This is a genomic window from Cellulomonas sp. ACRRI, from assembly GCF_022346185.1.
Taxonomy (GTDB): Bacteria; Actinomycetota; Actinomycetes; order Actinomycetales; family Cellulomonadaceae; genus Cellulomonas.
The window spans coordinates 23853-46855 of the sequence record NZ_JAKRMS010000018.1 but is presented as its reverse complement, the minus strand read 5'-3'; the positions used below and the strand labels follow the sequence as shown (position 1 = coordinate 46855).

Sequence of the window (23003 nt, the reverse complement as noted above, 5' to 3'; positions counted from 1 at the left end):
CGCCCGCCCCGCCCGGGCGTGCCCGGCTCCGCCCGGTTCCGGCGCCCCGCGGGTCACCCGGCAGGGCTAATCGGTGCCCGACGGGCACGATCTCGGGACGAATCGGGCATCTCGGCCCGACCGGGCGTGCCACGATGTGCGTGCGCGCCGGCAGCGCGCGACCGGTGCAGGGTCTCGGCGAGGAGTCCCGCACGTGCTGCCCAGGGGGACGGACGGACGATGGCTGAGGTGTGTGCGGTGTGGCCGGGCGCGGAGCCCGCGCGCAGCGTGCTGGCGCTCCTGGAGGACCTGGCGCGCCTGGTGGCGGGCCGGACGGGGAGCGCCGTCGAGGGTGCGGTGCACGCGCGCCGGCGCGGCGCGGACTGGCTGATCGCGTCGGCCGGGGACCGGCTGACCCGCACCGGGGCCGCCGCCGACGGCGCCGGCCCGTGGCGCGACGCGGTGGGCGCCGGAGCCCCGCTGGTCCTGGCCGACCTGCGCGACGACGCCGGGCCCGGGGTCGGGCCCTGGCGGGCGGCCGCGCTCCGCGCCGGCTTCCGCGGCGTGCTGGCGATCCCGGCGCCGCTGAGCCGGGGCGGCACGGCCGCGCTGACCCTGTACCTGGACGAGCCCGGGTCCTGCGACCCCGAGGTCGTGCGCCGGGCGTCGGGCTTCGCCGGCGAGATGGCCTCGCTCATCGAGCTGCACAGCACCATCCCCGCCCGCGACCCGGTGCTCCCGGAGGCGGAGGCCGCGCGGCTCACCCGGGCGTCCGTCGACCACGCGGTCGGCGTGCTGATGGAGGTGCGCGGCTGCGACGAGGACGAGGCGCGGCACGTGCTCGACGTGCTGCGCGCCTCGCAGGGCCGGACCCTGGAGGCCGTCGCGGCGTCGGTCGTGCGGCACGCCGTCCGGCCCGGCGGGCGCGGGGGGCTCGGCGGCGGGGCGGCCAAGGCGGCGCGGCGCTCCTGAGCCGGCCGGTCCGGCGGGCCCGGCCGGCGTCGTCCCGGCGGGCCCGGCGGCGTCGTCTGCGGGCCCGACCCGGGACCGTGGGCCCACCCGCGCACCCGACGGCGCGCCTAGCGTGGTCCGCACGAGCGGCGCGGCGTCGCGTCGCCCGCCGCGGGAGCCAGGGGAGGCAGCCATGCGTGCGCACGTCGTGTACGAGAGCATGTTCGGGAACAGCCACGCCGTCGCCGAGGCGGTGGCCGCCGGTCTGCGGGACGCGGCGCCGGGCGCGGACGTCGAGGTGGTCAGCGTGCTCGCCGCACCGGACGCGCTGCGCACCGACCTGGTCGTCGTCGGCGGCCCGACCCACGCGTTCTCGCTCAGCCGCCCCGAGACGCGCCGGAGCCGGGCGGACCACCTCGAGGACCCCGAGGCCCGCCGCCGAGCGGAGGCCGAGCCGGACGCCGACAGCGGGCGCGGCGTGCGGGAGTGGCTCGAGGGGCTGGACGCCGCGGACGGCACCCCGGCCGCGGCCTTCGACACCCGGGTGGACCGGCCCGTTCCGAAGCGCGCCTCGGCGGGGATGGCGAAGCGGTTGCGCCGGGCGGGCTGCCGGGTCGTGCTGCCGCCCGCGGGCTTCCACGTCGCCGGGATGCACGGGCCGCTGGTCGACGGGGAGCTGGACCGGGCGTCGGCCTGGGGGCGCGAGGTCGCCCGGGCGGCCGGCCTGACCGGGGCCGCCCACCCCGCCTGACGGGGCGCGGCTAGGCTGCCCGGGACGGCCCGCGGAGCGCGCGGGCGCGCGAGGGACGCGGGAGCGCAGCGGTGGCGGACGTGACGTCGACGGTGTTCTGGGTCAACGGGCGCCTGGTGCCCGAGGCGGAGGCGACGACCTCGGCCCGGGACCACGGCTTCGTGGTCGGCGACGGGGTCTTCGAGGCGGTCAAGATCGACCACGGCCGGCCGTTCGCGCTGTCCCGGCACGTCGCGCGGATGGCGCGGTCCGCGGCCGGCATCGGCCTGCCAGGCTTCGACCCGACGGTCGTCCGGCGCGCGGTGCAGGAGGTGGTGGCGGCGAACGCCGACGTCCTGACCACGGGCTTCGACCTGCTGCGGATCACCTTCACCGGCGGCCCCGGCATCCTGGGCAGCGGACGCGTCGACGGCCCGCCGACGCTGGTGCTCGGCGTCACTCCCGGCCACGACCCGGAGCCGGCGACCGGCGTCATCACGGTGCCGTTCCGCCGCAACGACGTCGGGGCGCTCACCGGCCTGAAGACGACCTCGTACGGCGAGAACGTGCTCGCGCTCGCCCGGGCGCACGCCGCCGGGGCGAGCGAGGCCGTGTTCGCGAACACCCGGGGGCAGCTGTGCGAGGGCACGGGCACCAACGTGTTCGTCGTGCGCGACGGCGAGCTGCTCACCCCGCCGCTGTCCTCCGGGTGCCTCGCGGGCGTGACCCGCGCGCTGGTGCTCGAGTGGCACGGCGCGCGCGAGGTGGACCTGCCGTACGACGCGCTGACCACGTCGGACGAGGTGTTCCTGACCTCGACCGCCCGGGACGTGCAGGCGGTGGTGGCCGTCGACGGGGTGCCGGTCGGCGGGGGAGCACCGGGCCGGGTGACGCGCGAGGTCGCCGGGGTGTTCGCCGCGCGCCAGCGCGAGCTCGTCGACCCCTGATCCCGTCCGGCGGACTCAGACCCCGTGCAGGGTGGCGGCGAGCAGCACCGCCCGCGCCGCCACCGTGGGCAGCCGCACGTGCTCCGTCGCCGCGTGGGCCCCGCCGCCGCCCGGGCCGAACCCGTCGAGCGTGGGCAGCCCGGCCGCGCCCGTGAGGTTCGTGTCGGCCGCCCCGGGCGCGGGCGCCCCCGTGACCTCCTGCCCCACCCGCGCCGCGGCCGCGGTCACCGCGGCGAGCAGCCCCGCCGACGCCGCTCCGGGCTCCCAGGCGGGCCTGCGGGACAGCACCTCGGCGCGCACCTCGGCGCCGCTGCGCACCGGCTCCGGGTCGGTCAGGTGCCGCAGCACGGCCCGCTCGCTCGCCCCGGTGACGAACCGGAGGCCCAGGTCGGCGCGGGCGTGCTCGGCGACGACGTTCGTGCGGGTGCCGTCGGCCAGGACGCCCACGTTGGCGAGCACCGACGGGTGGCCGGCGAGGAACCGCCGGGCCGCGAGCAGCTGGTCGACCAGCTCCTCGGTCGCGGACACGCCCGCGCCGGGGTCGACCGCCGCGTGCGCGGCCTGGCCGGTGACGTGCAGCCGCAGCCGCGTGGACCCGCGCCGCGCCGTCTTCAGCCCCCCGTGCGCGCCGGGCGCCTCCAGGCCGAGCGCGTACGCGGCGCCGGCGGCGGCGTCCCGGATCAGCCCGCTGGTGGCCGGGGAGCCCACCTCCTCGTCGGGCGTGACCAGCAGCCGGACGGGGCGGTGGCCGAGTCCGGCGTCCTGCAGCAGCTCCGCGGCCGCGAGGGCGACGACGATCCCGCCCTTCATGTCGTAGGTGCCCGGCCCGTGCAGGACCCCGTCCTCCCGGCGGACCGGGACGGCGCCGACGGCGTGCACGGTGTCGTGGTGGGCCAGCAGCAGCGCGGGCGCGTCCCCGGCGCGGGGGCCGCGCCCGGGCAGGTCGAGCGCGACGGCGTCCCCGGACGCCGGGTCGGTGGTCGGCACCCGCCCGCCGCGGAATCCGGCCGCCCGGGCGTCCGCCACCACGAGGTCCGCCAGCGCGTCGAGCGCGTCGACGGCCCCGGTGGGGGTCTCCTGGCGCACGTACCGCTCCAGGCGCCCGGCGTCCGCGGGCAGCCGGCGCCGGGCCGCCTCGTCGAGCCCGGCCAGGGCCGCGGCGTCGCCCCTCATGCCCCGACGGTAGGCGTGCCGGCCCGGACCCGCCCGCCGGCGGGTCAGGCCGCCGGGTCCGCCCGGAACCGCCGCAGGAGGCTCTGCGCCGCCTCGGCCACCAGCCCGTGGTCGTGCGTGACCGCGAACGCGAACTCGCGTTCGTCGTCCTCGGGCGACCCGACGGGCGCGCCCACCGCCGCCGAGTGCCGGGACCGCGGGCCGTCGATCTCCCGCCCGACGAGCGCCACGGACTCGTGCGCGCCCAGCACGACCACCGCCCACTCCCGCGCGAGCGGCTCGGCCGGGTCGATCGACGCCCAGCGCACCGCGGGGGGCAGCACGGCCGGCAGCCCCGTGCCGAGCGCGCCGACGAACGGCAGCGCCTGCGCCAGCCGCTCGTAGCGGCGGGCCGACCGCCCGGTGAAGAACCGCTCGTCCTGGAACGCGCCGAGCACGACCGGGGGCACCCGGTGCGCGACGGCGGCCGCCTCGAGGGTCCGGGACAGCGGCAGCAGCAGGCGCTTCGGCGCGAGCCGGACCGCCCGCCGGGTGCCGATGACCTCGAACGGCGTGGCCGCGCCCCCGGCGGGGGCGTGCGGGCGCGGCAGGCGTCCCGTGTGGCGCTCGCCCGCGGGCAGGGTCCGGTGCGGCCGCCCGAGGAACCAGCCCTGCCCGAGGTCGGCGCCGAGCACCAGCGCCCGGGTCAGGTCGTCCTGGGTCTCGATGCCCTCGGCGACGACGCGGGCGCCGGTGGCCTCCGCGCGCGCCCGGACGGCCCCCGCGACCGTGATGGTCTCGGGGTCCTCCAGCGTGCGGAGCAGCTGCAGGTCGAGCTTGATGATCTCGGGCGCCAGCAGGGGGATGAACGCCAGCGACTCCGGGACCGCACCGACGTCGTCGAGCGCGATGGCGCACCCGGCCGCGCGCAGCCGGGCGGCCGCGTCGAGCATCCCCGCCGGGTCGAGGGCCAGTGCGCGCTCGGTGATCTCCACGACGACGCGCACCTGCGGGCCGCGCTGCGCGAGCGTCTCGAGCACCAGCGGCAGGTGCCGGGACAGGGTCCGCGGCTCGATGTTGAGGAACAGCGTGTGCGAGGCACCGTCCGCGGCGGCCGCGGCGTCCGCCAGGGCGCGCGACATGGCGGCCCGCTCCAGCTCGCCGAGCAGCCCGGCCTGCTCGGCCGCGTCGAGCACCTCCAGCGGCGAGCGCCAGCCCGAGTCCGCCGGGGTCCGCAGCAGGGCCTCGCGACCGAGCACGTCGCCCGTCGCGAGCTCGACCACGGGCTGGTAGGCGCAGTGCACGCCGCCGGTGCGGAGCAGCTCCGGCACGGGCAGCCGACCGGGGTGCTCCGGCGCGGACAGGACGGTCACCACGTCCTCATCGGCCGGTGCGGGCGGATGTTGAAGGTCCTGGTCGTCGGCGTGTGCGGAGCGGCGCCCGGCGCCCGCGCGGGCTAGCGTGGCCGCGGATCAGGACAGGGGGAGCGGCGTGGCGCGACATCAGCAGGACCGGCGGGTGGGGGACCACCTGGTCGACCGGGGCCTGGTCAGCAAGGCCACGCTGGACGCCGCGGAGCGGGTCGCGGCGGACTCCGGTGCCTACATCGGCCAGGTGCTGATCGCGATCGGCGCCCTCGACTCGGAGTCCCTGACCCGCGCGCTCGCCGACCTGTGGGGCCTGCCCTACGTGGTGCCGACCCGGATCACCGAGGCGCTGGACGCGGAGGGCGCCGACGTCGGCCGGGTGCTCGCGGAGCAGTGGCTGCCGCTGGAGCGCCGCGGCGACGGGACCCTGGTCGTGGCGGTGGTCGACGAGCCGACGCCCGGGCGGCGCGCCGCGATCGCCGCCGCGCTGGGCGAGGAGCCGTACCTGGTGCTCGCCGACCGGTGGGACTTCCAGCAGGCCGTCCTCGACCGGTACGGCGCCGACCTGCGCGACCGGGCGAGCCTGGGGCTGTGGGGCCGCTCGCCGGCGCAGTCGGCCCGCACGGTGCTCGTCACCTGGCAGAAGGTCGCGCTCGTGGTCGCGCTCGTGCTCGTGGTGCTCGCCGCGGTGGCCGACCTGCGCGCCGTCGTCGTCACGCTGTCCGTGGTCGTCGGCCTGGCGTTCCTGGTCGGGACCGGGTTCAAGTTCTGGGCCTCGCTGCGCGGCGCGCGCATGGAGCACGTGACCCGCACCGACGCCGCGGCGCTGGCCGCGCTGCCGGACCACGAGCTGCCCCGGTACACGGTCCTGGTGCCGGTGTACAAGGAGGCGAACATCGTCGCGAACCTCATCGGCAACCTCGGCGCGCTCGACTACCCCGCGCACCTGCTCGAGGTGCTGATCCTGGTCGAGGAGGACGACACCGAGACCCGCGCCGCCGCGGAGGCGGCGAACCCGCCCGCCCACTTCCGGTTCATCACGGTTCCCGCGGGCGCGCCGCAGACCAAGCCCAAGGCGTGCAACGTCGGCCTGGAGTTCGCGACCGGCGAGTACCTGGTGATCTACGACGCGGAGGACAAGCCCGAGCCCGACCAGCTCAAGAAGGCGGTGCTCGCGTTCCGGCAGGCCGGGGAGGAGCTGGTCTGCGTGCAGGCCGCGCTCAACTACTTCAACGCCGACGAGAACGCGCTGACCCGCATGTTCACGCTCGAGTACTCCTTCTGGTTCGACTACATGCTGCCCGGCCTGGAGTACGGGCGGCTCGCCATCCCGCTCGGCGGCACGTCGAACCACTTCCGGGTCAGCGGGCTGCGCCGGCTCGGCGGCTGGGACCCGTACAACGTGACCGAGGACGCGGACCTGGGCATCCGGGCGTCGGCGGAGGGGATGCGGGTCGGCGTCATCGACTCGACGACCTACGAGGAGGCGAACACCTCGTACCCGAACTTCGTCCGGCAGCGGTCCCGGTGGATCAAGGGCTACATGCAGACGACGCTCGTGCACCTGCGCCAGCCGTTCCGGCTCGTGCAGGTCGCGGGGCTGCGGCAGACGCTGTCGTTCCTGTTCCTGGTCGGGGGCACGCCCGCGACGTTCCTCGCGGTGCCGCTGCTGTACGCCGTGTTCCTCGCGTCGTTGTTCCTCGACCCGCACCAGCTGTCGTTCCTGTTCCCCGGCTGGGTTCTCTGGCTGTCGCTGTTCAACCTCGGCGTCGGCAGCGCGCTCATGATCTACGTCTCGATGATGGGCGCGTTCAAGCGCCGGCGGTACGGGCTGGTCCTGTGGGGCCTGGCGAACCCGGCGTACTGGCTGCTGCACTCCGTCGCCGCGTACAAGGCGCTGTGGCAGCTCGTCACGAAGCCGCACTACTGGGAGAAGACCGCACATGGCCTCACCGGCGTCACCGCTGCCGCGCACGTCCCCGCGGCGGTACGCGGCTGACACCTGGCCGGCCCGGCCCGCCGCCCGCTGGGGCCTGCGGGTCGCGCTCGCGCTGCCGTTCGTCGCCGTCGCGCTGCTCTCCCGCGCCGCCGGCTGGGTGCCGTCGGCCAACGAGGCGCTCGCCGAGCGCGGCGCCCTGGTGCAGTGGGGCGACAGCGGGCTCGCCTGGATCGCCGAGGTGTTCCCGCCGCTGTCGGCCGCGCTGGCCTCGGTGCTCGGCGGCAGCACGCTCGCGATGAGCCTGCTGGCCGCCGGGGTGCTGGGGTTCACGCTGCAGCGGCTCGCCGCGGTGCTCGTGCGGGAGGGGCTGGGCGGCTGGGCGACCGCGGCCGTGCTCGGCACCCTCGTGCTGACCCCGCCGCTGTCCTACCTGGCGTCGAACGACCTGGTGTCCCTGCTCGGGCTGGCGCTGCTCGTGCTGGCCCTGGACGGCATCGCCGCGTTCGTCGAGCAGCGGTCCACCGAGGCCGGCTTCCGCGCGGGGATCGCGCTGGGCGTCGCCGTGATGCTCGACCCGGGCGCCTGGCTGTACGCGCTGACGCTGGCGGCGGTGGCCCCGTTCTTCGCCCGCCGCGCGGGCCGGTCCGGCTGGCGGGCGAACGAGGCCACGGTCGCGGTGCTGCTGTTCCCGGCCGTCGCCGCGGTCGGGTTCTGGCTCTACGCGTCGTGGTGGTTCTCGGCCGACCCGCTGGGCGGGATGGAGGCGGCGACGCCGGCCGGCTGGGTCCCCGGTGGCGCCGGGGCGTCGGCCGTCGCGGCGCTGCGGCAGATCGCCCTGGCGCTGCTGGCCGCGCCGCTCGTGCTCGTGGCGTCCACGGTGCGCGCGGTCCGCGACCCGTGGTCGTTGATCGCGCCGGGCATCGCGGTCGTGGGGCTGTACCTGTCGCTGTGGCTCGGGCTGCGCGAGGCCGCGGGCCAGACGTGGGTCGTGCTGACCGCGCTCTACGTGCTGCTGCTGGTGCCCCGCGCACCGAGTCCGCGCCGGCGTGCGCTGATCGTGGTCGCGGCCCTCGCGCAGCTCGCGATCGGCTGGCTGGTGGTGCTGACCTCGGGCGGGACCCTCGGGGACTGGACGCGGGCGGTCCTGGGCTGACGGGCGCGCACCTCGCGCCGGGCCGGCGCCCGCCCCCCGGGGTGGTGGCGGCCGGGCCGACGCGGTACAACCGAGGCATGACGACCCGCCCGCGTGACCTCACCTCCGACACCGCCGCCGACCACCGCGCCGAGGCGCTGCCCTCCGAGGCCGAGCTGCGCGCCACCGACGTGCGCTCCGGCGGCGACGCGTCCCGGGCGCCGCGCACCCTGCGGGACAGCGAGCTGCTGCCGGACGACGAGGCGATCGCGGCGTCGGACGACTGGGACGACCCCGAGCGGCTCTGACCGGCGCGGCCCCGGCGACGCCGCCCGCAGCACGAGGCCCCGGCCACCAGACGGTGACCGGGGCCTCGGCGGTCCGTGGGCCGCGCCGGGTCGGTGCCCGGCGCGACGGCGCGGCGCGTCAGACCGTCGACGGGTCCTTGGCGGCGGCGCCGGCCTCGCGCGCCGACTCCTGCTCGCCCTCGGCGCCGGCGGTGCTGAGCTCGCCACCCGCGTTCTCCAGGTGCGCCCGCACGAACCAGTGGAACAGCTCCAGCTCGTGCAGGTGGCCGACCAGCAGGTCGTTGGTGACGGTGTCGAGGTCCTCCGTCGCGGCGGCGGCCTCGCGGTGGTCGGTGACGACGCCGACGTAGACCTCGTTCAGCGCGCCGAGGTGCTCGATCGCACCCGCCCGGCCGATCGAGTAGTCGTCCCAGCTCCGGTCCTGGACCAGGGCGCCGGGGGTGCCCACCGGGGCGACGCCCAGGGTGGCGATCCGCTCGGCGATCTGGTCGACCATGGCGCGCACGGCGTCGACCTGCGGGTCGATCATCTCGTGCACCGCGATGAAGTGCGGGCCGGTCACGTTCCAGTGGATGTGCTTGAGCGTGAGCGCGAGGTCGTTGAGCGCGTTGAGGCGCTGCTGCAGGATCGCGGCGACCGTCCGGCCGTCCTCGACCGTCAGCGACGGGACCGTGTACTTCGGGAGCTCCGTGCGGCGGACCATTCGTCTCCTCCTTGCGTCCTCGGCGCCCGACGGCGCCGGCTGGGACCCACGCTGCCCCAACCCCGAGGGTCGCGCAATCGCAGGTCGGACGGGGCGCGGGGTCCCGCGGCGGGACCGCGGCCGGACCGGGTCAGACCTCCCAGGGGTCCGCCGCGGTGTCCTCGCGGCGACCGCGGAGCACCGGCTGGCGGAGCCGCCCCGACGGCGTCCGGGTGAGGTACCGGACGTCCAGCAGCACCCGCGGCTCGACCCAGACCGTGCCCCGGGCGTCGACCGGCTCCAGCCGCTCCGCGAACGGCGAGGTCGCCCGCTCGAGGGGCCGCAGCGCCGCCGTCAGGTCCCGGGCCAGGGCGCCGGCGAGCCCGCTGCCCGCGCGGCACAGGAAGTGCAGGTCGCCCGCCGCGTCCGGCGCGCCGAGCAGCACCGCCCCCATCCGGCCGCTGCCGGTGGTCTCCGGGCGCCACCCGCCGATCACCGCGGTCCGCGTGCTGTGGTGCACCGCCTTGAGCCAGTCCGCCGACCGGCGGCCCGGCTGGTACGTCGAGGCGGCGCGCTTGGCGACGACGCCCTCCAGACCCTGGGCCCGGGTGGCGGACCAGATCACGTCCCCGTCGTCGTACACCGGGGAGAGCTGCACGTGCTCCGGGAGCGCGACCGCCTCCAGCGCGTCGCGGCGCTCGGTGAACGGCCGGCGGGTCAGGTCCTCGCCGGCGAGGACCGGCACGTCGAAGACCAGGTAGCTCACGGGGACCCGGCGGGCGAGCGCGGCGGCCCGGGCGCGGTCCCGGACGTGCATCCGCTCGGCGAGGGCCGGGAACGACGGCACGCCGTCGCGCAGCGCCACCACCTCGCCGTCGATCACGGTCCCGGCGGGGAGCGCCGCCAGTGCGTCCAGCTCGGGGTACGCGAGCGCGGCGTCCCGGCCGTTGCGGCCGAGCAGCCGGAGGCGGTCGCCCGTGGTGTCGGCGAGGATGCGGACGCCGTCCCACTTCACCTCGAACCGCCAGCCGGGGCCGTCGGGCAGGCGACCGGGAACGGCCACAGGGGTGGCGAGCATGGGCTGCACGGGTCCATCCTGCCCACAGCACGCGAAGTCGTCGCGGGGGAGCCGCCCCGCCGGGGAGGGTGGTCACTGTGCGCGCGATCTGGAAGGGCGCCGTCGCGTTCGGGCTGGTCAACGTGCCCGTGAAGCTGTACGCGGCCACGGGCGAGCACGAGGTGCCGCTGCACCAGGTGCACAAGAAGGACGGCGGGCGGATCCGGTACCGCAAGGTCTGCTCCATCGAGGACGAGCCCGTCGAGTACAGCGAGATCGCCAAGGGCTACGAGACCGACGACGGCCAGCTCGTCGTCCTCACCGACGAGGACCTCGAGCAGCTCCCGCTCGCCACCGAGCGGGAGATCGAGGTCATCGAGTTCGTCCCCGCCGACCAGGTCGACCCGATCCTGCTCGCCAAGACCTACTACCTGGAGCCGGACCGCACCGCCGCGAAGCCGTACGCGCTGCTGCGCGAGGCGCTGACCAGCACCGACCGGATGGCGGTCGTCAAGGTCGCCCTCCGGCAGCGGGAGTCGATGGCCGTGCTGCGGGTCCGGGACGACGTGATCTGCCTGCAGACGCTGCTGTGGCCGGACGAGGTGCGCGAGGCCGACTTCCCGATCCTCGACCAGGACGTCACCGTCAAGCCCCAGGAGCTCGCGATGGCGTCCTCGCTGGTCGAGTCCCTGGCCGGCGACTTCGACCCCTCCGGGTTCGAGGACCGGTACCGCGCGGCGCTCGAGCAGGTCATCGAGGCGAAGGTGTCCTCGGGTCGCACGCAGGCCGTGCCGCAGGCCGAGGAGGTCGGCGAGGGCGGCCAGCCCGCGGGCGAGGTCGTCGACCTGCTCGCCGCGCTGCAGCGCAGCGTCGAGAAGGCGCGCGGCGGGGGTGGTGCGTCGTCCGGCGCGGCCGCCGAGGCGCCCGGCGACGGGGAGAAGGCCGAGAAGAAGGCGCCGGCCCGGAAGTCGTCCCGGTCGAAGGCCGCCGACGCCGACGCCGAGGAGGAGCCCGCCCGGAAGTCGACCTCGACCCGGTCCCGGGCGAAGAAGGCCGACGACGAGAAGCCGGCCGGGGACAAGGCGGCCGACGAGAAGCCCGCGCGCACCCGGCGCAAGCGGGCGTCCTGACGCGTGGCGAGCGCACCCGGGGACGCCGCGTCCGTGCACGAGGCCGTCGTGGCCGCGCTGCGGCGCGCGGCGTTCCTGCTCGAGCGCGGCGGCGCGACGTCGTACCGCGCCGACGCGTTCCGGGCCGCCGTCCGGTCGCTGGAGCGCACGGGCCCCGACGAGGTCCGGGCGCGGCTCGCCGCGGGCACGCTGACGGATCTGCCGGGCGTGGGCGCCCGCACCGCCGAGGTGGCCGCGGACGCCGCGGCGGGCGGCCCGGTGCCGTACCTGCTCGACCTGGAGCAGAAGTACCCCGCGGCCGAGCCGACCGGGGACGGAGCCGCCCTCCGGGCGGCCCTGCGCGGCGACCTGCACGCCCACACCGAGGCCAGCGACGGCTCGACCACCGCGCAGGAGATGGTGCTGGCCGCGATGGAGCTCGGGCACGAGTACCTGGCGATCACCGACCACTCGCCCCGGCTCACCGTGGCCAACGGCCTGTCGCCCGCGCGGCTGCGCGCCCAGATCGAGCAGATCGAGGCGCTGAACCGGGCGATCGCGCCGTTCCGCGTGCTCACCGGCATCGAGGTCGACATCCTGGACGACGGCTCGATCGACCAGGAGCCGGACCTGCTGGACCGGCTCGACGTCGTCGTGGCCTCGGTGCACTCGAAGCTGCGGATGGACGCCGCGGCGATGACCCGGCGGATGCGCGCGGCCGTCGCGAACCCGCGGGTCGACGTGCTGGGCCACTGCACCGGGCGGCAGCTCACCGGCAAGCGGCAGCGGCCGCAGAGCGAGTTCGACGCGGCAGCCGTGTTCGCCGACTGCGCGGAGCACGGCGTCGCCGTCGAGGTGAACTGCCGCCCCGACCGGCTCGACCCGCCGCACGCGCTCCTCGACGTCGCGGTCGACGCCGGCTGCCTGTTCACGATCGACACCGACGCGCACGCGCCGGGGCAGCTGTCGTGGCAGCCGGTGGGGTGCGACCGGGCCGCCGCGCACGGCATCGGGCCCGACCGGGTGCTCGACGCGTGGCCGCTCGACACCCTCCTGGCGCACCTCGGGGGCCGCAGAGTCGCTGCCTGAGCGACACACCGACCGCGTGGCGATGCGGAGAAGCGCCCTGCCTGCCGTTATGGTCGTCCGCGTCGGTCCGCCGGAAGCTGACGCCCCACGCAGGCGCCGAGCGGCCCGCGCACCCAGTTCGAACACATAGGAGCACATCCGTGAGCGTGAACCGCACCGAGCTCGTCCAGGCCATCGCCGCCAAGGCCGGGCTCACCAACACCGCCGCCGACGCGGCCCTCAAGGCCTTCCAGGAGGTCCTGGTCGAGCAGCTCAGCGCCGGCGAGAGCGTGACCATCCCGGGCCTGCTCGCGGTGTCCCGTGCCGACCGTGCCGCGCGCACCGGCATCAACCCGCAGACCGGCGAGAAGCTGGACATCCCCGCCGGCTACCGCGTGAAGCTGACCGCCGGCAGCGCCCTCAAGCGCGCCGTCGCCAACTGAGCGACCCCGCAGCACCGCACGCGAGCCGGGGACCCGACGGGTCCCCGGCTCGCGGCGCGCCCGGGAACGGATCGGGTCCCCGCGCGCGTTGAGTAGCATGGTCCGCCGTCCCGCCGAGGGGCGCGCGGAGGAGGGAGCACGCACGATGGCCGTCACGCAGCGCACCACGAAGCAGCGCACCGAGATCCTCGGGCTGCTCGACGACCTCGACGAGTTCCGCTCCGCCCAGCAGCTGCACGACCTGCTGCGCTCCCAGGGGTCGACCACCGGCCTGGCGACCGTGTACCGCGCGGTCCAGGCGCTCGCCGACGCGGGCGACGTCGACGTGCTGCGCTCGCCCGACGGGGAGGCCGTGTACCGGCGCTGCGTCCGGCGCAGCCACCACCACCACCTGGTCTGCCGGTCGTGCGGCAAGGCGGTCGAGATCGACGGGCCGGGTGCCGAGGCGTGGGCCGAGCAGGTGGGCGCCGCGCACGACTTCTCCGACGTCGAGCACACCATCGAGCTGCTCGGCACCTGCGCCGAGTGCCGCGCCCGCCGGGCCGCCGAGGCCGCCGCGGCCCGCTGACCGGGGCACCCGCCCCCGTGGGGGAGGATGGGCGGGTGGACAGACTGCACGACCCCGCCCGGCACGACTTCGCCTCCGACAACTACGCCGGGGTGCACCCGGAGATCCTCGCGGCCCTCGCGACCGCCAACGACGGGCACGTCCCGGGCTACGGCGCCGACCCGTACACCGAGCACCTGCAGGACGTGCTCCGCGGCCACTTCGGCGCCGACGCGACGGCGTACCCGGTGTTCAACGGCACCGGCGCGAACGTCGTCGCCCTGCAGACGATGCTCCCGCGGTGGGGCGCCGTGATCTGCGCGGAGACCGCGCACATCAACACCGACGAGAACGCGGCCCCCGAGCGGGTCGGGGGGATCAAGCTGCTGACGGTGCCGACGCCCGACGGCAAGCTGACCCCGGAGCTCGTGGACCGGCACGCGCACGGCTTCGACGACCAGCACCGCGCCCAGCCCGGCGTCGTCTCGATCACCCAGGCCACCGAGCTCGGCACCGTCTACAGCCCGGACGAGATCCTCGCGATCACCGCCCACGCGCACGCCCTCGGCCTGCGGGTGCATCTGGACGGCTCGCGGCTCGGCAACGCGGCGGCGGCGCTCGACCTGCCCCTGCGCGCGCTCACCACCGACGTCGGCGTCGACGTCGTGTCCCTCGGTGGCACCAAGAACGGCATCCTGTTCGGCGAGGCGGTCCTCGAGCTGACCCCGGGGTCGACGCCCGGCATCGCGTTCCAGCGCAAGGTCGACATGCAGCTCGCGTCCAAGATGCGGTTCGTCTCGGCGCAGCTGGTCGCGCTGTACGAGGGCGACCTGTGGCTGCGGTCCGCACGGCACGCCAACGCGATGGCGCAGCGGCTCCGGGCGGGCGTGGAGGCCGTGCCGGGCGTGCGGATCACCCAGGCGACGGACGCGAACGCGGTGTTCGCGGCGCTGCCGGCGGGGGTCGCGGACGCGCTGCGCGAGGTGCGGCGGTTCTACGACTGGAACCGCGCCACGGGCGAGGTCCGCTGGATGTGCGCGTTCGACACCACCGAGGCGGACGTCGACGCCTTCGTGGCGGCGGTCGCCGGCGCGGCGTCCGCGGCGGCCTGACCCGCGCGTCTCGGGCCGCCAGAACCGCCGAGATAGGACCTGCGCGTCGAGATAGGACCGCGGACGGCCCTATCTCGACGGAACGGTCCTATCTCGGCGCACGTGCGACGCCGCACGCCGTGGCCGGTCCCGACGTGCGACGTCCGGGACGCGAAGGGGCCCGGCACCGTGGTCGGTGCCGGGGCCCTTCGTCGCGGGTCAGCGCGGGGTGGTCGAGCGGCGCGGGCGCGAGTCCCGGCCGCCGAAGTCCCGGCCGCCCTCGCGGGAGCCGTAGCCGCCCTCGCGCGTGCCGTAGCCGCCCTCGCGGGCGCCGTCGCGGCCGGTGCGCGGGCCGTGGTGGGCCGGGCCGCGGGAGGCGCCGCGGTCCGGACGGCTCGCGGCGCGCGGCCCCTCGTCCACGCGGATGCGCAGCGGGCGGCCGGCGACGCGGGCGCGGCCGATGCGGTCGAAGGCCTCGGGGGACAGGCCCGCGGGGATCTCGACCAGCGAGAACGTCGAGAAGATGTCGATCTTGCCGAGGTCCTTGCCGGTGAGGCCGCCCTCGTTCGTCAGCGCGCCGACGATGCCGCCGGGCTGCACGCCGTCCTTCGAGCCGACCGCGAGGCGGTAGCGCGGGCCGCCGCTGCTGGGGCGGGCGGCGCTGCGCGGGCGGCCGCCCTCGGCGCCGTCCCGGCGGGGGCCGCCGCGCTCCGGCGCGAGGTGCGCGCGGGACAGCGCGTCGTCCAGGTCGTCGCCCTCGGTCGGGCGGGGCGCGGGGCCCTCGTCACCGACGGCCAGGGCGGCGAGCACCGCGACCAGGTCGCTCGCGTCGACGTCCGGGTGCGCGGCGAGGAACTCCGCGGCGGCGGTGCGGTACAGGTCCAGGCGGCCGAGCTCGCGGCGCGCCGGCACCCGGGCGAGCAGGGCGGCGACACGGTGCGCCGACACGTCCGCCGGCGACGGGATCTGGATCTGCTCGAGCTGCTGGCGGGTGGTCCGCTCGATCGCCCGGAGCTTGCCGTTCTCGTTCGGGGTGACGAAGGTCAGCGCCTCGCCGGTGCGGCCCGCGCGGCCGGTGCGGCCGATGCGGTGCACGTACGCCTCGGGCTCGCCCGGGACGTCGAAGTTCACGACGAGCCCGATGCGGTCGATGTCGAGGCCGCGGGCGGCGACGTCGGTCGCCACGAGGACGTTGATCGCGCCGGAGCGGACGCGCTCGACGATCTTCTCCCGGTCGCCCTGGGCGACGTCACCGGAGATGTAGGCGGCGGCGACGCCCCGCTCGACCAGCGACACCGCGACGTCCTCGGCCGCGCTGCGGGTGCGGACGAAGACGATCGCCGCGTCGGCGTCGGAGACCGCGAGCACGCGGGCCAGGGCGCCGGCCTTGTGCCGGAACGGCACCACGGCGTAGGTCTGCCGGACGCTCGACACCGTGGACGACTGCCGGGCCACGGTGATCTCGACCGGGTCGGTCAGGTGCTGCGCGGCGACGCGGCGGATGGCCGGCGGCATGGTCGCGGAGAACAGCGCGACCTGCTTGGAGGCCGGCGTGGCGGACGCGATCCGGTCCACGTCGTCGACGAAGCCCATGCGGAGCATCTCGTCGGCCTCGTCCAGCGCGAGGAACCGCACGGCGTCGAGCTTCAGCGAGCCGCGGTCGAGGTGGTCGATCACGCGGCCCGGGGTGCCGACGACGACCTGGGCGCCGCCGCGCAGCGCGCGCTGCTGCGGCAGGTACGGCGAGCCGCCGTAGACCGGGACGACCTCGAGGCCGGGCATCTTCGACGCGAAGGACTCGAGCGCCTCGGCGACCTGCATCGCGAGCTCGCGCGTCGGGGCCAGGACGATCGCCTGCACCTCGCGGAGCTCCGGGTCGACGGCGGCGAGCAGCGGCAGGCCGAACGCGGCCGTCTTGCCGGTGCCGGTCTGGGCGACGCCGGTGATGTCGCGGCCGGCCAGCAGGGCGGGGATGGCCTCGGCCTGGATGGCGGTGGGGGTGGTGAAGCCGAGCCCCAGGACGGCCTCACGCAGCGGCGCGGGCAGGTCGAGGTCGGCGAAGGTGACGGCGGGGGCGGTCTCGGGCAGGGCAGGGTCGAGCACAGACGTCATGGAGGACAGCACCGTTTCGTGTCGCTGGGGGGAGCTGTGGGCCGCCCGGGTTCCGGTCGGCCACGCGGTCGCACTCCCACACCCACACATCACGAGGCCGCCACGTCAGGAACAGGGGTGGGGCCTCGGCACGCACATCACGGGACACTGCGACTGACTCCGAGTGGCACCAGTCTACCGTCGACCGCGCCCGGCCGGGCGGACGGGGTGCGGTGACCTCCGGCACACGGCCCCGGCGGCTCGGGCCGGGCCGGCTCACCCCAGCCCGAGCCGCGGCCCCTCGATCGCGGGGCAGGTGTCCATCACGACGTCGAGCCCCGCGGCCGCCGCGCGCTCCGCGGCCGCCTCGTCGACCACCCCGAGCTGCAGCCACACCGCCCGCGCCCCGATCGCGATCGCCTGGTCGACGACGCCGCCGGCGAGGGTCGAGTTCACGAACACGTCGACGACGTCGACCGGCCCGGCGACCTCCGCCAGGGTCCGCACGCCGGCCGCCCCGTGCACCGTCTCGGCCCGGGGGTGCACCGGCACGACCGTCTGCCCGAGGTCCCGCAGGTAGGCGGCGACGCCGTACGCCGCGCGCGCCCGGTTGGTGGACAGGCCGACGACGGCCCAGGTGCCGGGCGTGCGGAGCAGGCGGTCGATCACGGCGGGGTCGTTCACGTGGGCCATGCCGTCAGCGAACCACGGCCGGACCGCCGCCGCGCGGGACCCGACGCGGCCGGGCGCGCGCGGTGACCCGGGCAGCGGTCCCCACCTGCGTAGGATGTGGCCGGTCGATCGGGTGTGCGAGGCGGGAGAGCTGTGGCAGAGCGGGACGTGGTGAGCGACCGCGTCCTCACCGTGCCGAACGTGATCAGCCTCGTGCGGCTGCTGATGGTGCCGGTGTTCGCGGTGCTGATCGCGGCGGGGCACGACGGCTGGGCCCTCGGGGTCCTCGCGGTGTCCGGCGCCAGCGACTGGCTCGACGGGGTGCTCGCGCGCCGCCTCGGGCAGGTGTCGCGGCTCGGGCAGGTGCTCGACCCCGCGGCGGACCGGCTGTTCATCCTCGTGACGCTGCTCGGGCTCGCGGCCCGCGGCGTCGTCCCGTGGTGGCTCGTCGTCGTGCTGCTCGCCCGCGAGGCGATGCTCCTCGTGATGCTCGTCGTCCTGGCGCGGCACGGCTACGGCCCGCTGCAGGTGCACCTGGCCGGCAAGGCCGGGACGTTCGCGCTGCTGTACGCGTTCCCGCTGCTGCTGCTCGCGCACTGGGGCGGCATCGTCGGCGACCTGGCCTCGGTGCTCGGCTGGGCGTGCGCGTGGTGGGGTGTCGCCCTGTACTGGTTCGCCGGCGTGCTGTACGTGCGCCAGGCGTGGGTGCTCGTCGGGCGGCGCGGCGGCGCGGACGCGGGTGAGCCCCGCACGGTGGCCGCGTGACGGATCCCCGCGCGGGGGACCGACCCGGCCGAGGCCCCGCGGGGAGCCCGGTGCGGCGCCGTCCGGACGCCTCGATGTCGCTGCTGACCGAGGTGACCCAGCACCCGCTCGACCCCGAGTACCGCGAGGCCGCCGAGCGCCGCGCCGCCGCCGGCCGGACGCGGCGCCGGGGCGGGTTCGGCACCGCGGCGGTGGCCGCCCTGGCGGTGGCCCTCGGGGCGGCCACCACGTGGTCGGTGCTCGCGCTGCGCGCCCCGCAGCCGTCGGCGATCGCCGCGCGCGAGGTGCTGGCCGGGCAGATCACCGAGCGGAGCGCCGAGGTCGACCGGCTGCGGGAGCGCAGCGGGGCGCTGTCCGACGAGATCGCGGTGCTGCAGGAGCAGGCGCTGTCCGGGGTCGACGCGCCGCTGCTCGACCAGCTCGCGGTCGACTCGGTGGCGTCCGGGACGACGGCGGTGACCGGCGACGGCCTGCGGATCACCCTGCAGGACGCCGGCACGGACGACGACGACCCGAACGGCCGGGTCCGCGACTCGGACCTGCAGCTCGTGGTCAACGGGCTGTGGGCCTCGGGCGCCGAGGCGATCGCCGTCAACGGCGAGCGGCTCGGGCCGACCACGGCCATCCGCACCGCCGGGGACGCGATCCTGGTGGACGTCGTGCCGCTGGTCGGGCCGTACACGGTCGAGGCGATCGGCGACCCGCAGGGCATGCAGACCGCGCTCGCGCGCACGTCCGGCGGGCAGCTGCTCGCGGTGCTGCAGTCCACCTACGGCATCCCGACCCGGGTGTCGTCGCAGCGGGACCTGCACCTGCCCGCCGCCGGCACGGTGACGCTCCGGTCGGCGCGGCTCCCGGAGGGCGTGCCGGTCCTGCCCGGCGCGCCGCCGCCGGCGACGGGTTCGGCGTCGCCGTCGGGCACACTGTCCACGGACGAGAACGAGGGGGACTGAGTTGATCGCGGTGATCGGCCTGATCGTCGGCGTGGTGGCGGGCCTGGTGCTCGAGCCCACGGTGCCGGCGGCGCTGCAGCCCTACCTCCCGATCGCGGTGGTCGCGGCGCTGGACGCGCTGTTCGGCGGCTTCCGGGCGGTGCTCGACGGCCTGTTCGACGACCGGGTCTTCCTGGTGTCGTTCCTGTCGAACGTCGTGGTGGCCGCGCTGATCGTGTTCCTGGGGGACCAGCTCGGCGTCGGCTCCCAGCTGTCGACCGGCGTGGTGGTCGTGCTCGGCATCCGGATCTTCTCCAACGTGGCCGCGATCCGCCGGCACCTGTTCAAGGCGTGACGGACGTGAGCGGCACCGGCCCCGAGGACCGGACGGCGCCCGGCCCCGCCGCGCCCGGCCCCGCCGCCCCGGCGGCGCCCGGTCCGGTCCGCGGCTGGCGCGCCCTGGGGCCCGCGCTGCGCCCGCGCGCCACCCGCGCCCAGGCCCTGACCGGCGTGCTGTGCGTCGCGCTCGGCTTCGCGATCGCCGTCCAGGTGCGGCAGACGGACACCGAGAGCCTGACGGTCATGCGCGAGTCCGAGCTCGTGTCGCTCCTGGACCAGACGACCCGCCAGGCCGACGACCTGCAGGAGCAGGTGACCGAGCTGGAGCGCACCCGCACCGAGCTGCAGTCCGCCGGGTCCAGCCGCGAGGCGGCGCTCGAGGCGGCGACCCGCAGCGCGGCCGCGCAGGGCATCCTGTCCGGCCGGCTGCCCGCGGAGGGCCCGGGGATCACGGTGACCGTGTCGGACCCGTCCCGGTCGGTGTCCGCCCTGACCCTGCTCAACCTGCTGGAGGAGCTGCGCAACTCGGGCGCCGAGGCGATCCAGCTCAACGACCAGCGGCTGACCGCGTCGTCCTACGTGCTCGGCACGGACGACGGCATCGAGGTGGACGGGGCGCCGGTGTCGCCGCCGTACCGGTGGGTCGCGATCGGGGAGCCCGGCACCATGTCGACCGCGCTCGCGATCCCGGGTGGGGCGGTCGCCAAGGTGCAGATCGACGGCGGGACGGCGACGGTGTCGACCGAGGACCACGTCGAGGTCACGGCCACCCGCGACGTGCCGGACCCGCAGTACGCCGAGCCGGAGACGTCCGGCGACGGCTGAGCGCCACCCGCCCGGGTGCCGACACCCGGTCGGCGGGGTGTGCGCAGGTCCTCCGGGCGCATAGGCTGTCCGGGACCCCGGTGCAGGTCGGGGGCGCGGATGAGCAGGTCTGGGAGGGTGTCATGAGCGACGAGCAGCAGGTGCCGGGCGGCGAGCCGCGCCCGGCCGCGCCCGACGGGGCGCCCATCTCGGCGGCTCCCGACACCACCATCAGCTTCGGCTCGCTGGGCGCGCTGGACGCGGAGCCGGCGGGTCCCGTCGGCCTCACCGCCGAGCAGGCCGCGGCCGTGCAGGCGCTGCCGCGCACCTCCGCCCTGCTCGTGATGCAGCGCGGCCCGAGCTCCGGCGCCCGGTTCCTGCTCGACGCCGACCGGACGGTCGCCGGTCGCAGCCCGAGCGCGGACATCTTCCTGGACGACGTGACCGTCTCCCGCAAGCACGCCGAGTTCGTCCGCGAGCTCGACGACTTCGTGGTGCGCGACGTGGGCTCCCTCAACGGGACGTACGTGAACCGGGAGCGGATCGACTCCGCGGTGCTGCGCGCCGGCGACGAGGTCCAGATCGGCAAGTTCCGGATGACGTTCCACCCCAGCCCCGCCGCGCGGCCGGGCGGCCAGCCCGCCGGTCCCGCGCAGTGAGCGCGGCCCGGTCCGCCCGGCGCGCGGACGCGGGCCCGGACGTCGCCGGCGGCGTCGCGCACCCCGCGCCCGGCGCGGCGGCACCGTCCGGGGAGGACGCGCCGGGTCCCTGGCCGCGCGGGCTGTCGCGGCAGGCGAGCATGCGCATCTCCGACGTGCTCGCGGCGCTGCGGATCGAGTTCCCGGCGGTGACCAACTCCAAGCTGCGGTTCCTCGAGGAGCAGGGCCTGGTCGAGCCGGTGCGCACGCCCGCGGGGTACCGGCAGTACAGCCCCGCGGACCTCGAGCGGCTGCGGTACGTGCTCCGCGAGCAGCGGGACCGGTACGTGCCGCTCAAGGTGATCGGCGAGCGGCTGGCCGCGCTGGACGCCGGCGAGGAGTCCGAGCCGGTCTCGCTCGTCGTGACCGAGGACGGCGTGCCGCGCTCGGGGGCGACCGACGCGCGCTACACCACCGCCGCGCTGGCCCGGGAGGCCGGGGTCGAGGAGCAGCTCGTCGCCGACCTGGTCCAGGCCGGCGTGCTGCGCCCGTCGGCGTCCGGGCACCTGGACGCGTGGGCGAAGGACGTGGTGCAGGCCGCGGCGGCCCTGGCCGAGCACGGGCTCGAGGCCCGGCACCTGCGCGCGTTCCGCAGCGCGGCCGACCGGCAGGTCGACATGGTGGAGACGGTCGTGGCGCCGTGGCGCGGGCAGTCGTCGCCGTCGGCGCGCGGCCGGGCGAGCACCGTCGCGGCGGAGGTCGGCGAGCTGTGCACCCGCCTGCACACCGCGCTGGTGCGCGCGGGCGTGGCGGACCTGGCGCCCTGAGGCGGCCGGCGGGCCGCGCGGGGGCGCGGGTCCCGCGCGTGGCGCCCGGTGCACGGTGCGCCCGCGCGACGTAGCGTGGACGCATGCACGAGGACGACCTGGTCCAGCTCGAGGTGCTCGGCGTGCGCCGCCACCCGGGCGACGACGAGCTCGTCGTGCTGCTGCTCGAGCCCGTGGGCGAGCTGATCGTGCCGATCGCGATCGGCCCCACGGAGGCGGGTGCGATCGCCACCGCCCAGGCGGGGGTGGTCCCGCCGCGGCCGATGACGCACGACCTGCTCCGGGACGTGCTGATCTCCCTGGACGTGCGGGTGGTGCAGGTCGAGATCACCGAGCTGGTCGGCGGGGTGTTCCACGCGGCGCTGGTGCTGGGGGAGCGGCGGACCCGGGTGGACGCCCGCGCCTCGGACGCGATCGCGCTGGCGGTGCGCGTGGGCTGCCCGGTGCTGTGCGCGACGGACGTGCTGGCGGAGGTCGGCGTCGAGGCGGCGCCGGTCTCCCCGGAGGAGGCCGACGAGGCCGCCGCGAGCAGCAGCCCGGACGAGCAGGTCGCGCAGTTCCGCCAGTTCCTGGACAACGTCTCGCCGGACGACTTCGAGCGCGGCGAGCCCGGGGGGAAGGACAGAGGTTCAACCTCAGGTGGAGGGTGAGACACGCCGTGTGCGACACGCCGAGCGCCGTGGGCGTGGCGGTCGTTGACCGCCTTCCGCGGCGGCCCTAGCGTGGCACCCAGAACAGCACAGCACTGCATCTCCCGACACGCCGCCCCGGCGCGCGGGCGCGACGAGTGGAGGACCCCGTGACCGGCACCGAGCAGACAGCGGAGGCGGCAGGCGCCGTCCCGCAGCGGGCGCAGGGCCTCCTGTTCGGCGACGAGCTCCCGGACCTCGACGTCACGACCGGCTACCGCGGCCCGACCGCGTGCCGCGCCGCCGGCATCACGTACCGCCAGCTCGACTACTGGGCCCGCACCGGCCTGGTCGAGCCGTCCGTCCGCCCGGCCACCGGCTCGGGGACGCAGCGGCTGTACTCGTTCCGGGACATCCTGGTGCTCAAGGTGGTCAAGCGGCTGCTCGACACCGGCGTCTCGCTGCAGCAGATCCGCGCGGCGGTCGGCCACCTGCGCGAGCGCGGCGTCGACGACCTCGCGCAGATCACGCTGATGTCCGACGGCGCGAGCGTCTACGAGTGCACCTCCGCGGACGAGGTCATCGACCTGGTGCAGGGCGGCCAGGGCGTGTTCGGCATCGCGGTCGGCCGGGTGTGGCGCGAGGTCGAGGGCACACTCGCGGAGCTGCCGACCGAGCGCGCCGAGGACGAGGGCGTCGCCGCCCACGCGCACGACGAGCTCGCGGAGCGGCGGCGGGCGCGCACCGCAGGCTGACGCCCCCACGACACCGGGACGGCCCGGACCCCGCACGGGGTCCGGGCCG

25 protein-coding genes are annotated in these 23003 nt (G+C 76.6%); 19 read left to right on the top strand and 6 right to left on the bottom strand.

Features of this window, described 5'->3' with window-relative positions; translation table 11 throughout:
• The first annotated feature begins 219 nt into the window (after positions 1-219).
• The 3 genes from MHY85_RS05975 to MHY85_RS05965 all read left to right on the top strand — a co-directional run bounded on the left by MHY85_RS05975 (position 220) and on the right by MHY85_RS05965 (position 2607).
• The gene (locus tag MHY85_RS05975; protein WP_239194146.1) at positions 220-951 is read left to right on the top strand and encodes an ANTAR domain-containing protein; all 732 of its coding nucleotides are present in this window, start codon (positions 220-222) and stop codon (positions 949-951) included.
• 172 nt (positions 952-1123) lie between these two features.
• Positions 1124-1681, top strand: a complete 558-nt coding sequence (locus MHY85_RS05970; protein WP_239194144.1) for a hypothetical protein — start codon at positions 1124-1126, stop codon at positions 1679-1681.
• A 71-nt stretch (positions 1682-1752) separates the two neighbouring features.
• Entirely contained in the window at positions 1753-2607 is an 855-nt protein-coding gene (locus MHY85_RS05965) for an aminotransferase class IV (RefSeq protein WP_239194142.1), read from the top strand.
• Between the two features lie 15 nt (positions 2608-2622).
• Here the strand turns inward: MHY85_RS05965 and MHY85_RS05960 are convergent, their stop codons facing one another.
• Positions 2623-3780, bottom strand: a complete 1158-nt coding sequence (locus tag MHY85_RS05960) for a M20/M25/M40 family metallo-hydrolase (protein ID WP_239194140.1) — start codon at positions 3778-3780, stop codon at positions 2623-2625.
• Positions 3781-3824: 44 nt separating this feature from the next.
• Complete coding sequence (locus tag MHY85_RS05955; protein ID WP_239194138.1) at positions 3825-5132, bottom strand: EAL domain-containing protein; 1308 nt, start codon at positions 5130-5132, stop codon at positions 3825-3827.
• A gap of 118 nt (positions 5133-5250) precedes the next feature.
• Between MHY85_RS05955 and MHY85_RS05950 the strand changes: the two genes are divergently transcribed.
• From MHY85_RS05950 to MHY85_RS05940, 3 genes are all read left to right on the top strand, one after another.
• Positions 5251-7125 carry a glycosyltransferase gene (locus MHY85_RS05950; protein ID WP_239194136.1) on the top strand — a complete coding sequence of 625 codons (1875 nt, stop codon included), beginning with the start codon at positions 5251-5253 and terminating at the stop codon, positions 7123-7125.
• Positions 7070-8218 carry a hypothetical protein gene (locus MHY85_RS05945; RefSeq protein WP_239194134.1) on the top strand — a complete coding sequence of 383 codons (1149 nt, stop codon included), beginning with the start codon at positions 7070-7072 and terminating at the stop codon, positions 8216-8218. Before MHY85_RS05950 ends, MHY85_RS05945 begins: the two co-directional genes overlap by 56 nt.
• Positions 8219-8295: 77 nt before the next feature.
• Positions 8296-8505: a hypothetical protein gene (locus MHY85_RS05940; protein WP_154730199.1), complete on the top strand. Its 210-nt coding sequence runs from the start codon at positions 8296-8298 to the stop codon at positions 8503-8505.
• A 118-nt stretch (positions 8506-8623) separates the two neighbouring features.
• On the opposite strand, the gene MHY85_RS05935 is transcribed toward MHY85_RS05940, so the two are convergent.
• Together MHY85_RS05935 and MHY85_RS05930 are read right to left on the bottom strand one after the other, a co-directional pair.
• Complete coding sequence (locus MHY85_RS05935; protein ID WP_239194124.1) at positions 8624-9208, bottom strand: Dps family protein; 585 nt, start codon at positions 9206-9208, stop codon at positions 8624-8626.
• Between the two features lie 130 nt (positions 9209-9338).
• Entirely contained in the window at positions 9339-10265 is a 927-nt protein-coding gene (locus MHY85_RS05930) for a DNA ligase (RefSeq protein WP_239194154.1), read from the bottom strand.
• 77 nt (positions 10266-10342) lie between these two features.
• Between MHY85_RS05930 and MHY85_RS05925 the strand changes: the two genes are divergently transcribed.
• From MHY85_RS05925 to MHY85_RS05905, 5 genes are all read left to right on the top strand, one after another.
• The gene (locus MHY85_RS05925) at positions 10343-11374 is read left to right on the top strand and encodes a Ku protein (protein WP_239194122.1); all 1032 of its coding nucleotides are present in this window, start codon (positions 10343-10345) and stop codon (positions 11372-11374) included.
• A gap of 3 nt (positions 11375-11377) precedes the next feature.
• Positions 11378-12442 (top strand): PHP domain-containing protein, encoded by a 1065-nt coding sequence (locus MHY85_RS05920; RefSeq protein WP_239194120.1) that lies wholly within the window; start codon positions 11378-11380, stop codon positions 12440-12442.
• A 140-nt stretch (positions 12443-12582) separates the two neighbouring features.
• Entirely contained in the window at positions 12583-12864 is a 282-nt protein-coding gene (locus MHY85_RS05915; RefSeq protein WP_146840281.1) for an HU family DNA-binding protein, read from the top strand.
• Positions 12865-13009: 145 nt separating this feature from the next.
• The gene (locus tag MHY85_RS05910; protein ID WP_239194118.1) at positions 13010-13432 is read left to right on the top strand and encodes a Fur family transcriptional regulator; all 423 of its coding nucleotides are present in this window, start codon (positions 13010-13012) and stop codon (positions 13430-13432) included.
• A 35-nt stretch (positions 13433-13467) separates the two neighbouring features.
• A complete protein-coding gene (locus MHY85_RS05905) occupies positions 13468-14523 on the top strand; it encodes a low specificity L-threonine aldolase (RefSeq protein WP_239194116.1) in 1056 nt (351 codons plus the stop codon).
• Positions 14524-14721: 198 nt separating this feature from the next.
• On the opposite strand, the gene MHY85_RS05900 is transcribed toward MHY85_RS05905, so the two are convergent.
• Both MHY85_RS05900 and MHY85_RS05895 read right to left on the bottom strand, forming a co-directional pair.
• Positions 14722-16614 carry a DEAD/DEAH box helicase gene (locus MHY85_RS05900; protein ID WP_239194114.1) on the bottom strand — a complete coding sequence of 631 codons (1893 nt, stop codon included), beginning with the start codon at positions 16612-16614 and terminating at the stop codon, positions 14722-14724.
• Positions 16615-16869: 255 nt separating this feature from the next.
• Complete coding sequence (locus MHY85_RS05895; RefSeq protein WP_239194112.1) at positions 16870-17286, bottom strand: CoA-binding protein; 417 nt, start codon at positions 17284-17286, stop codon at positions 16870-16872.
• Between the two features lie 132 nt (positions 17287-17418).
• Between MHY85_RS05895 and MHY85_RS05890 the strand changes: the two genes are divergently transcribed.
• The 8 genes from MHY85_RS05890 to MHY85_RS05855 all read left to right on the top strand — a co-directional run bounded on the left by MHY85_RS05890 (position 17419) and on the right by MHY85_RS05855 (position 22954).
• Positions 17419-18030, top strand: a complete 612-nt coding sequence (locus MHY85_RS05890) for a CDP-alcohol phosphatidyltransferase family protein (protein WP_239194110.1) — start codon at positions 17419-17421, stop codon at positions 18028-18030.
• Between the two features lie 74 nt (positions 18031-18104).
• Positions 18105-18983: a DUF881 domain-containing protein gene (locus MHY85_RS05885; protein ID WP_239194108.1), complete on the top strand. Its 879-nt coding sequence runs from the start codon at positions 18105-18107 to the stop codon at positions 18981-18983.
• 1 nt (position 18984) lies between these two features.
• Positions 18985-19317, top strand: coding sequence for a small basic family protein (locus MHY85_RS05880; RefSeq protein ID WP_147796766.1), 333 nt, complete (start codon positions 18985-18987; stop codon positions 19315-19317).
• Between the two features lie 5 nt (positions 19318-19322).
• Positions 19323-20126, top strand: a complete 804-nt coding sequence (locus MHY85_RS05875; RefSeq protein ID WP_239194106.1) for a DUF881 domain-containing protein — start codon at positions 19323-19325, stop codon at positions 20124-20126.
• Positions 20127-20248: 122 nt separating this feature from the next.
• On the top strand, positions 20249-20764 hold the full coding sequence (locus MHY85_RS05870) for an FHA domain-containing protein (RefSeq protein ID WP_239194104.1): 516 nt from the start codon (positions 20249-20251) through the stop codon (positions 20762-20764).
• A 140-nt stretch (positions 20765-20904) separates the two neighbouring features.
• Positions 20905-21570 carry a MerR family transcriptional regulator gene (locus MHY85_RS05865; RefSeq protein ID WP_308191321.1) on the top strand — a complete coding sequence of 222 codons (666 nt, stop codon included), beginning with the start codon at positions 20905-20907 and terminating at the stop codon, positions 21568-21570.
• A gap of 83 nt (positions 21571-21653) precedes the next feature.
• Positions 21654-22220 carry a bifunctional nuclease family protein gene (locus MHY85_RS05860; protein ID WP_239194102.1) on the top strand — a complete coding sequence of 189 codons (567 nt, stop codon included), beginning with the start codon at positions 21654-21656 and terminating at the stop codon, positions 22218-22220.
• Positions 22221-22369: 149 nt separating this feature from the next.
• Entirely contained in the window at positions 22370-22954 is a 585-nt protein-coding gene (locus MHY85_RS05855; RefSeq protein ID WP_308191320.1) for a MerR family transcriptional regulator, read from the top strand.
• The last annotated feature ends 49 nt before the right edge of the window (positions 22955-23003 follow it).

Bases quoted from the DNA above. Each gene is read 5' to 3' on its own strand.
- MHY85_RS05885 (WP_239194108.1), top strand. From the start codon at position 18,105: ATGTCGCTGCTGACCGAGGTGACCCAGCACCCGCTCGACCCCGAGTAC.
- MHY85_RS05895 (WP_239194112.1), bottom strand. From the start codon at position 17,286: ATGGCCCACGTGAACGACCCCGCCGTGATCGACCGCCTGCTCCGCACG.
- MHY85_RS05975 (WP_239194146.1), top strand. From the start codon at position 220: ATGGCTGAGGTGTGTGCGGTGTGGCCGGGCGCGGAGCCCGCGCGCAGC.
- MHY85_RS05960 (WP_239194140.1), bottom strand. From the start codon at position 3,780: ATGAGGGGCGACGCCGCGGCCCTGGCCGGGCTCGACGAGGCGGCCCGG.
- MHY85_RS05930 (WP_239194154.1), bottom strand. From the start codon at position 10,265: ATGCTCGCCACCCCTGTGGCCGTTCCCGGTCGCCTGCCCGACGGCCCC.
- MHY85_RS05860 (WP_239194102.1), top strand. From the start codon at position 21,654: ATGCACGAGGACGACCTGGTCCAGCTCGAGGTGCTCGGCGTGCGCCGC.
- MHY85_RS05870 (WP_239194104.1), top strand. From the start codon at position 20,249: ATGAGCGACGAGCAGCAGGTGCCGGGCGGCGAGCCGCGCCCGGCCGCG.
- MHY85_RS05900 (WP_239194114.1), bottom strand. From the start codon at position 16,614: ATGACGTCTGTGCTCGACCCTGCCCTGCCCGAGACCGCCCCCGCCGTC.
- MHY85_RS05970 (WP_239194144.1), top strand. From the start codon at position 1,124: ATGCGTGCGCACGTCGTGTACGAGAGCATGTTCGGGAACAGCCACGCC.
- MHY85_RS05935 (WP_239194124.1), bottom strand. From the start codon at position 9,208: ATGGTCCGCCGCACGGAGCTCCCGAAGTACACGGTCCCGTCGCTGACG.
- MHY85_RS05945 (WP_239194134.1), top strand. From the start codon at position 7,070: ATGGCCTCACCGGCGTCACCGCTGCCGCGCACGTCCCCGCGGCGGTAC.
- MHY85_RS05940 (WP_154730199.1), top strand. From the start codon at position 8,296: ATGACGACCCGCCCGCGTGACCTCACCTCCGACACCGCCGCCGACCAC.
- MHY85_RS05910 (WP_239194118.1), top strand. From the start codon at position 13,010: ATGGCCGTCACGCAGCGCACCACGAAGCAGCGCACCGAGATCCTCGGG.
- MHY85_RS05865 (WP_308191321.1), top strand. From the start codon at position 20,905: ATGCGCATCTCCGACGTGCTCGCGGCGCTGCGGATCGAGTTCCCGGCG.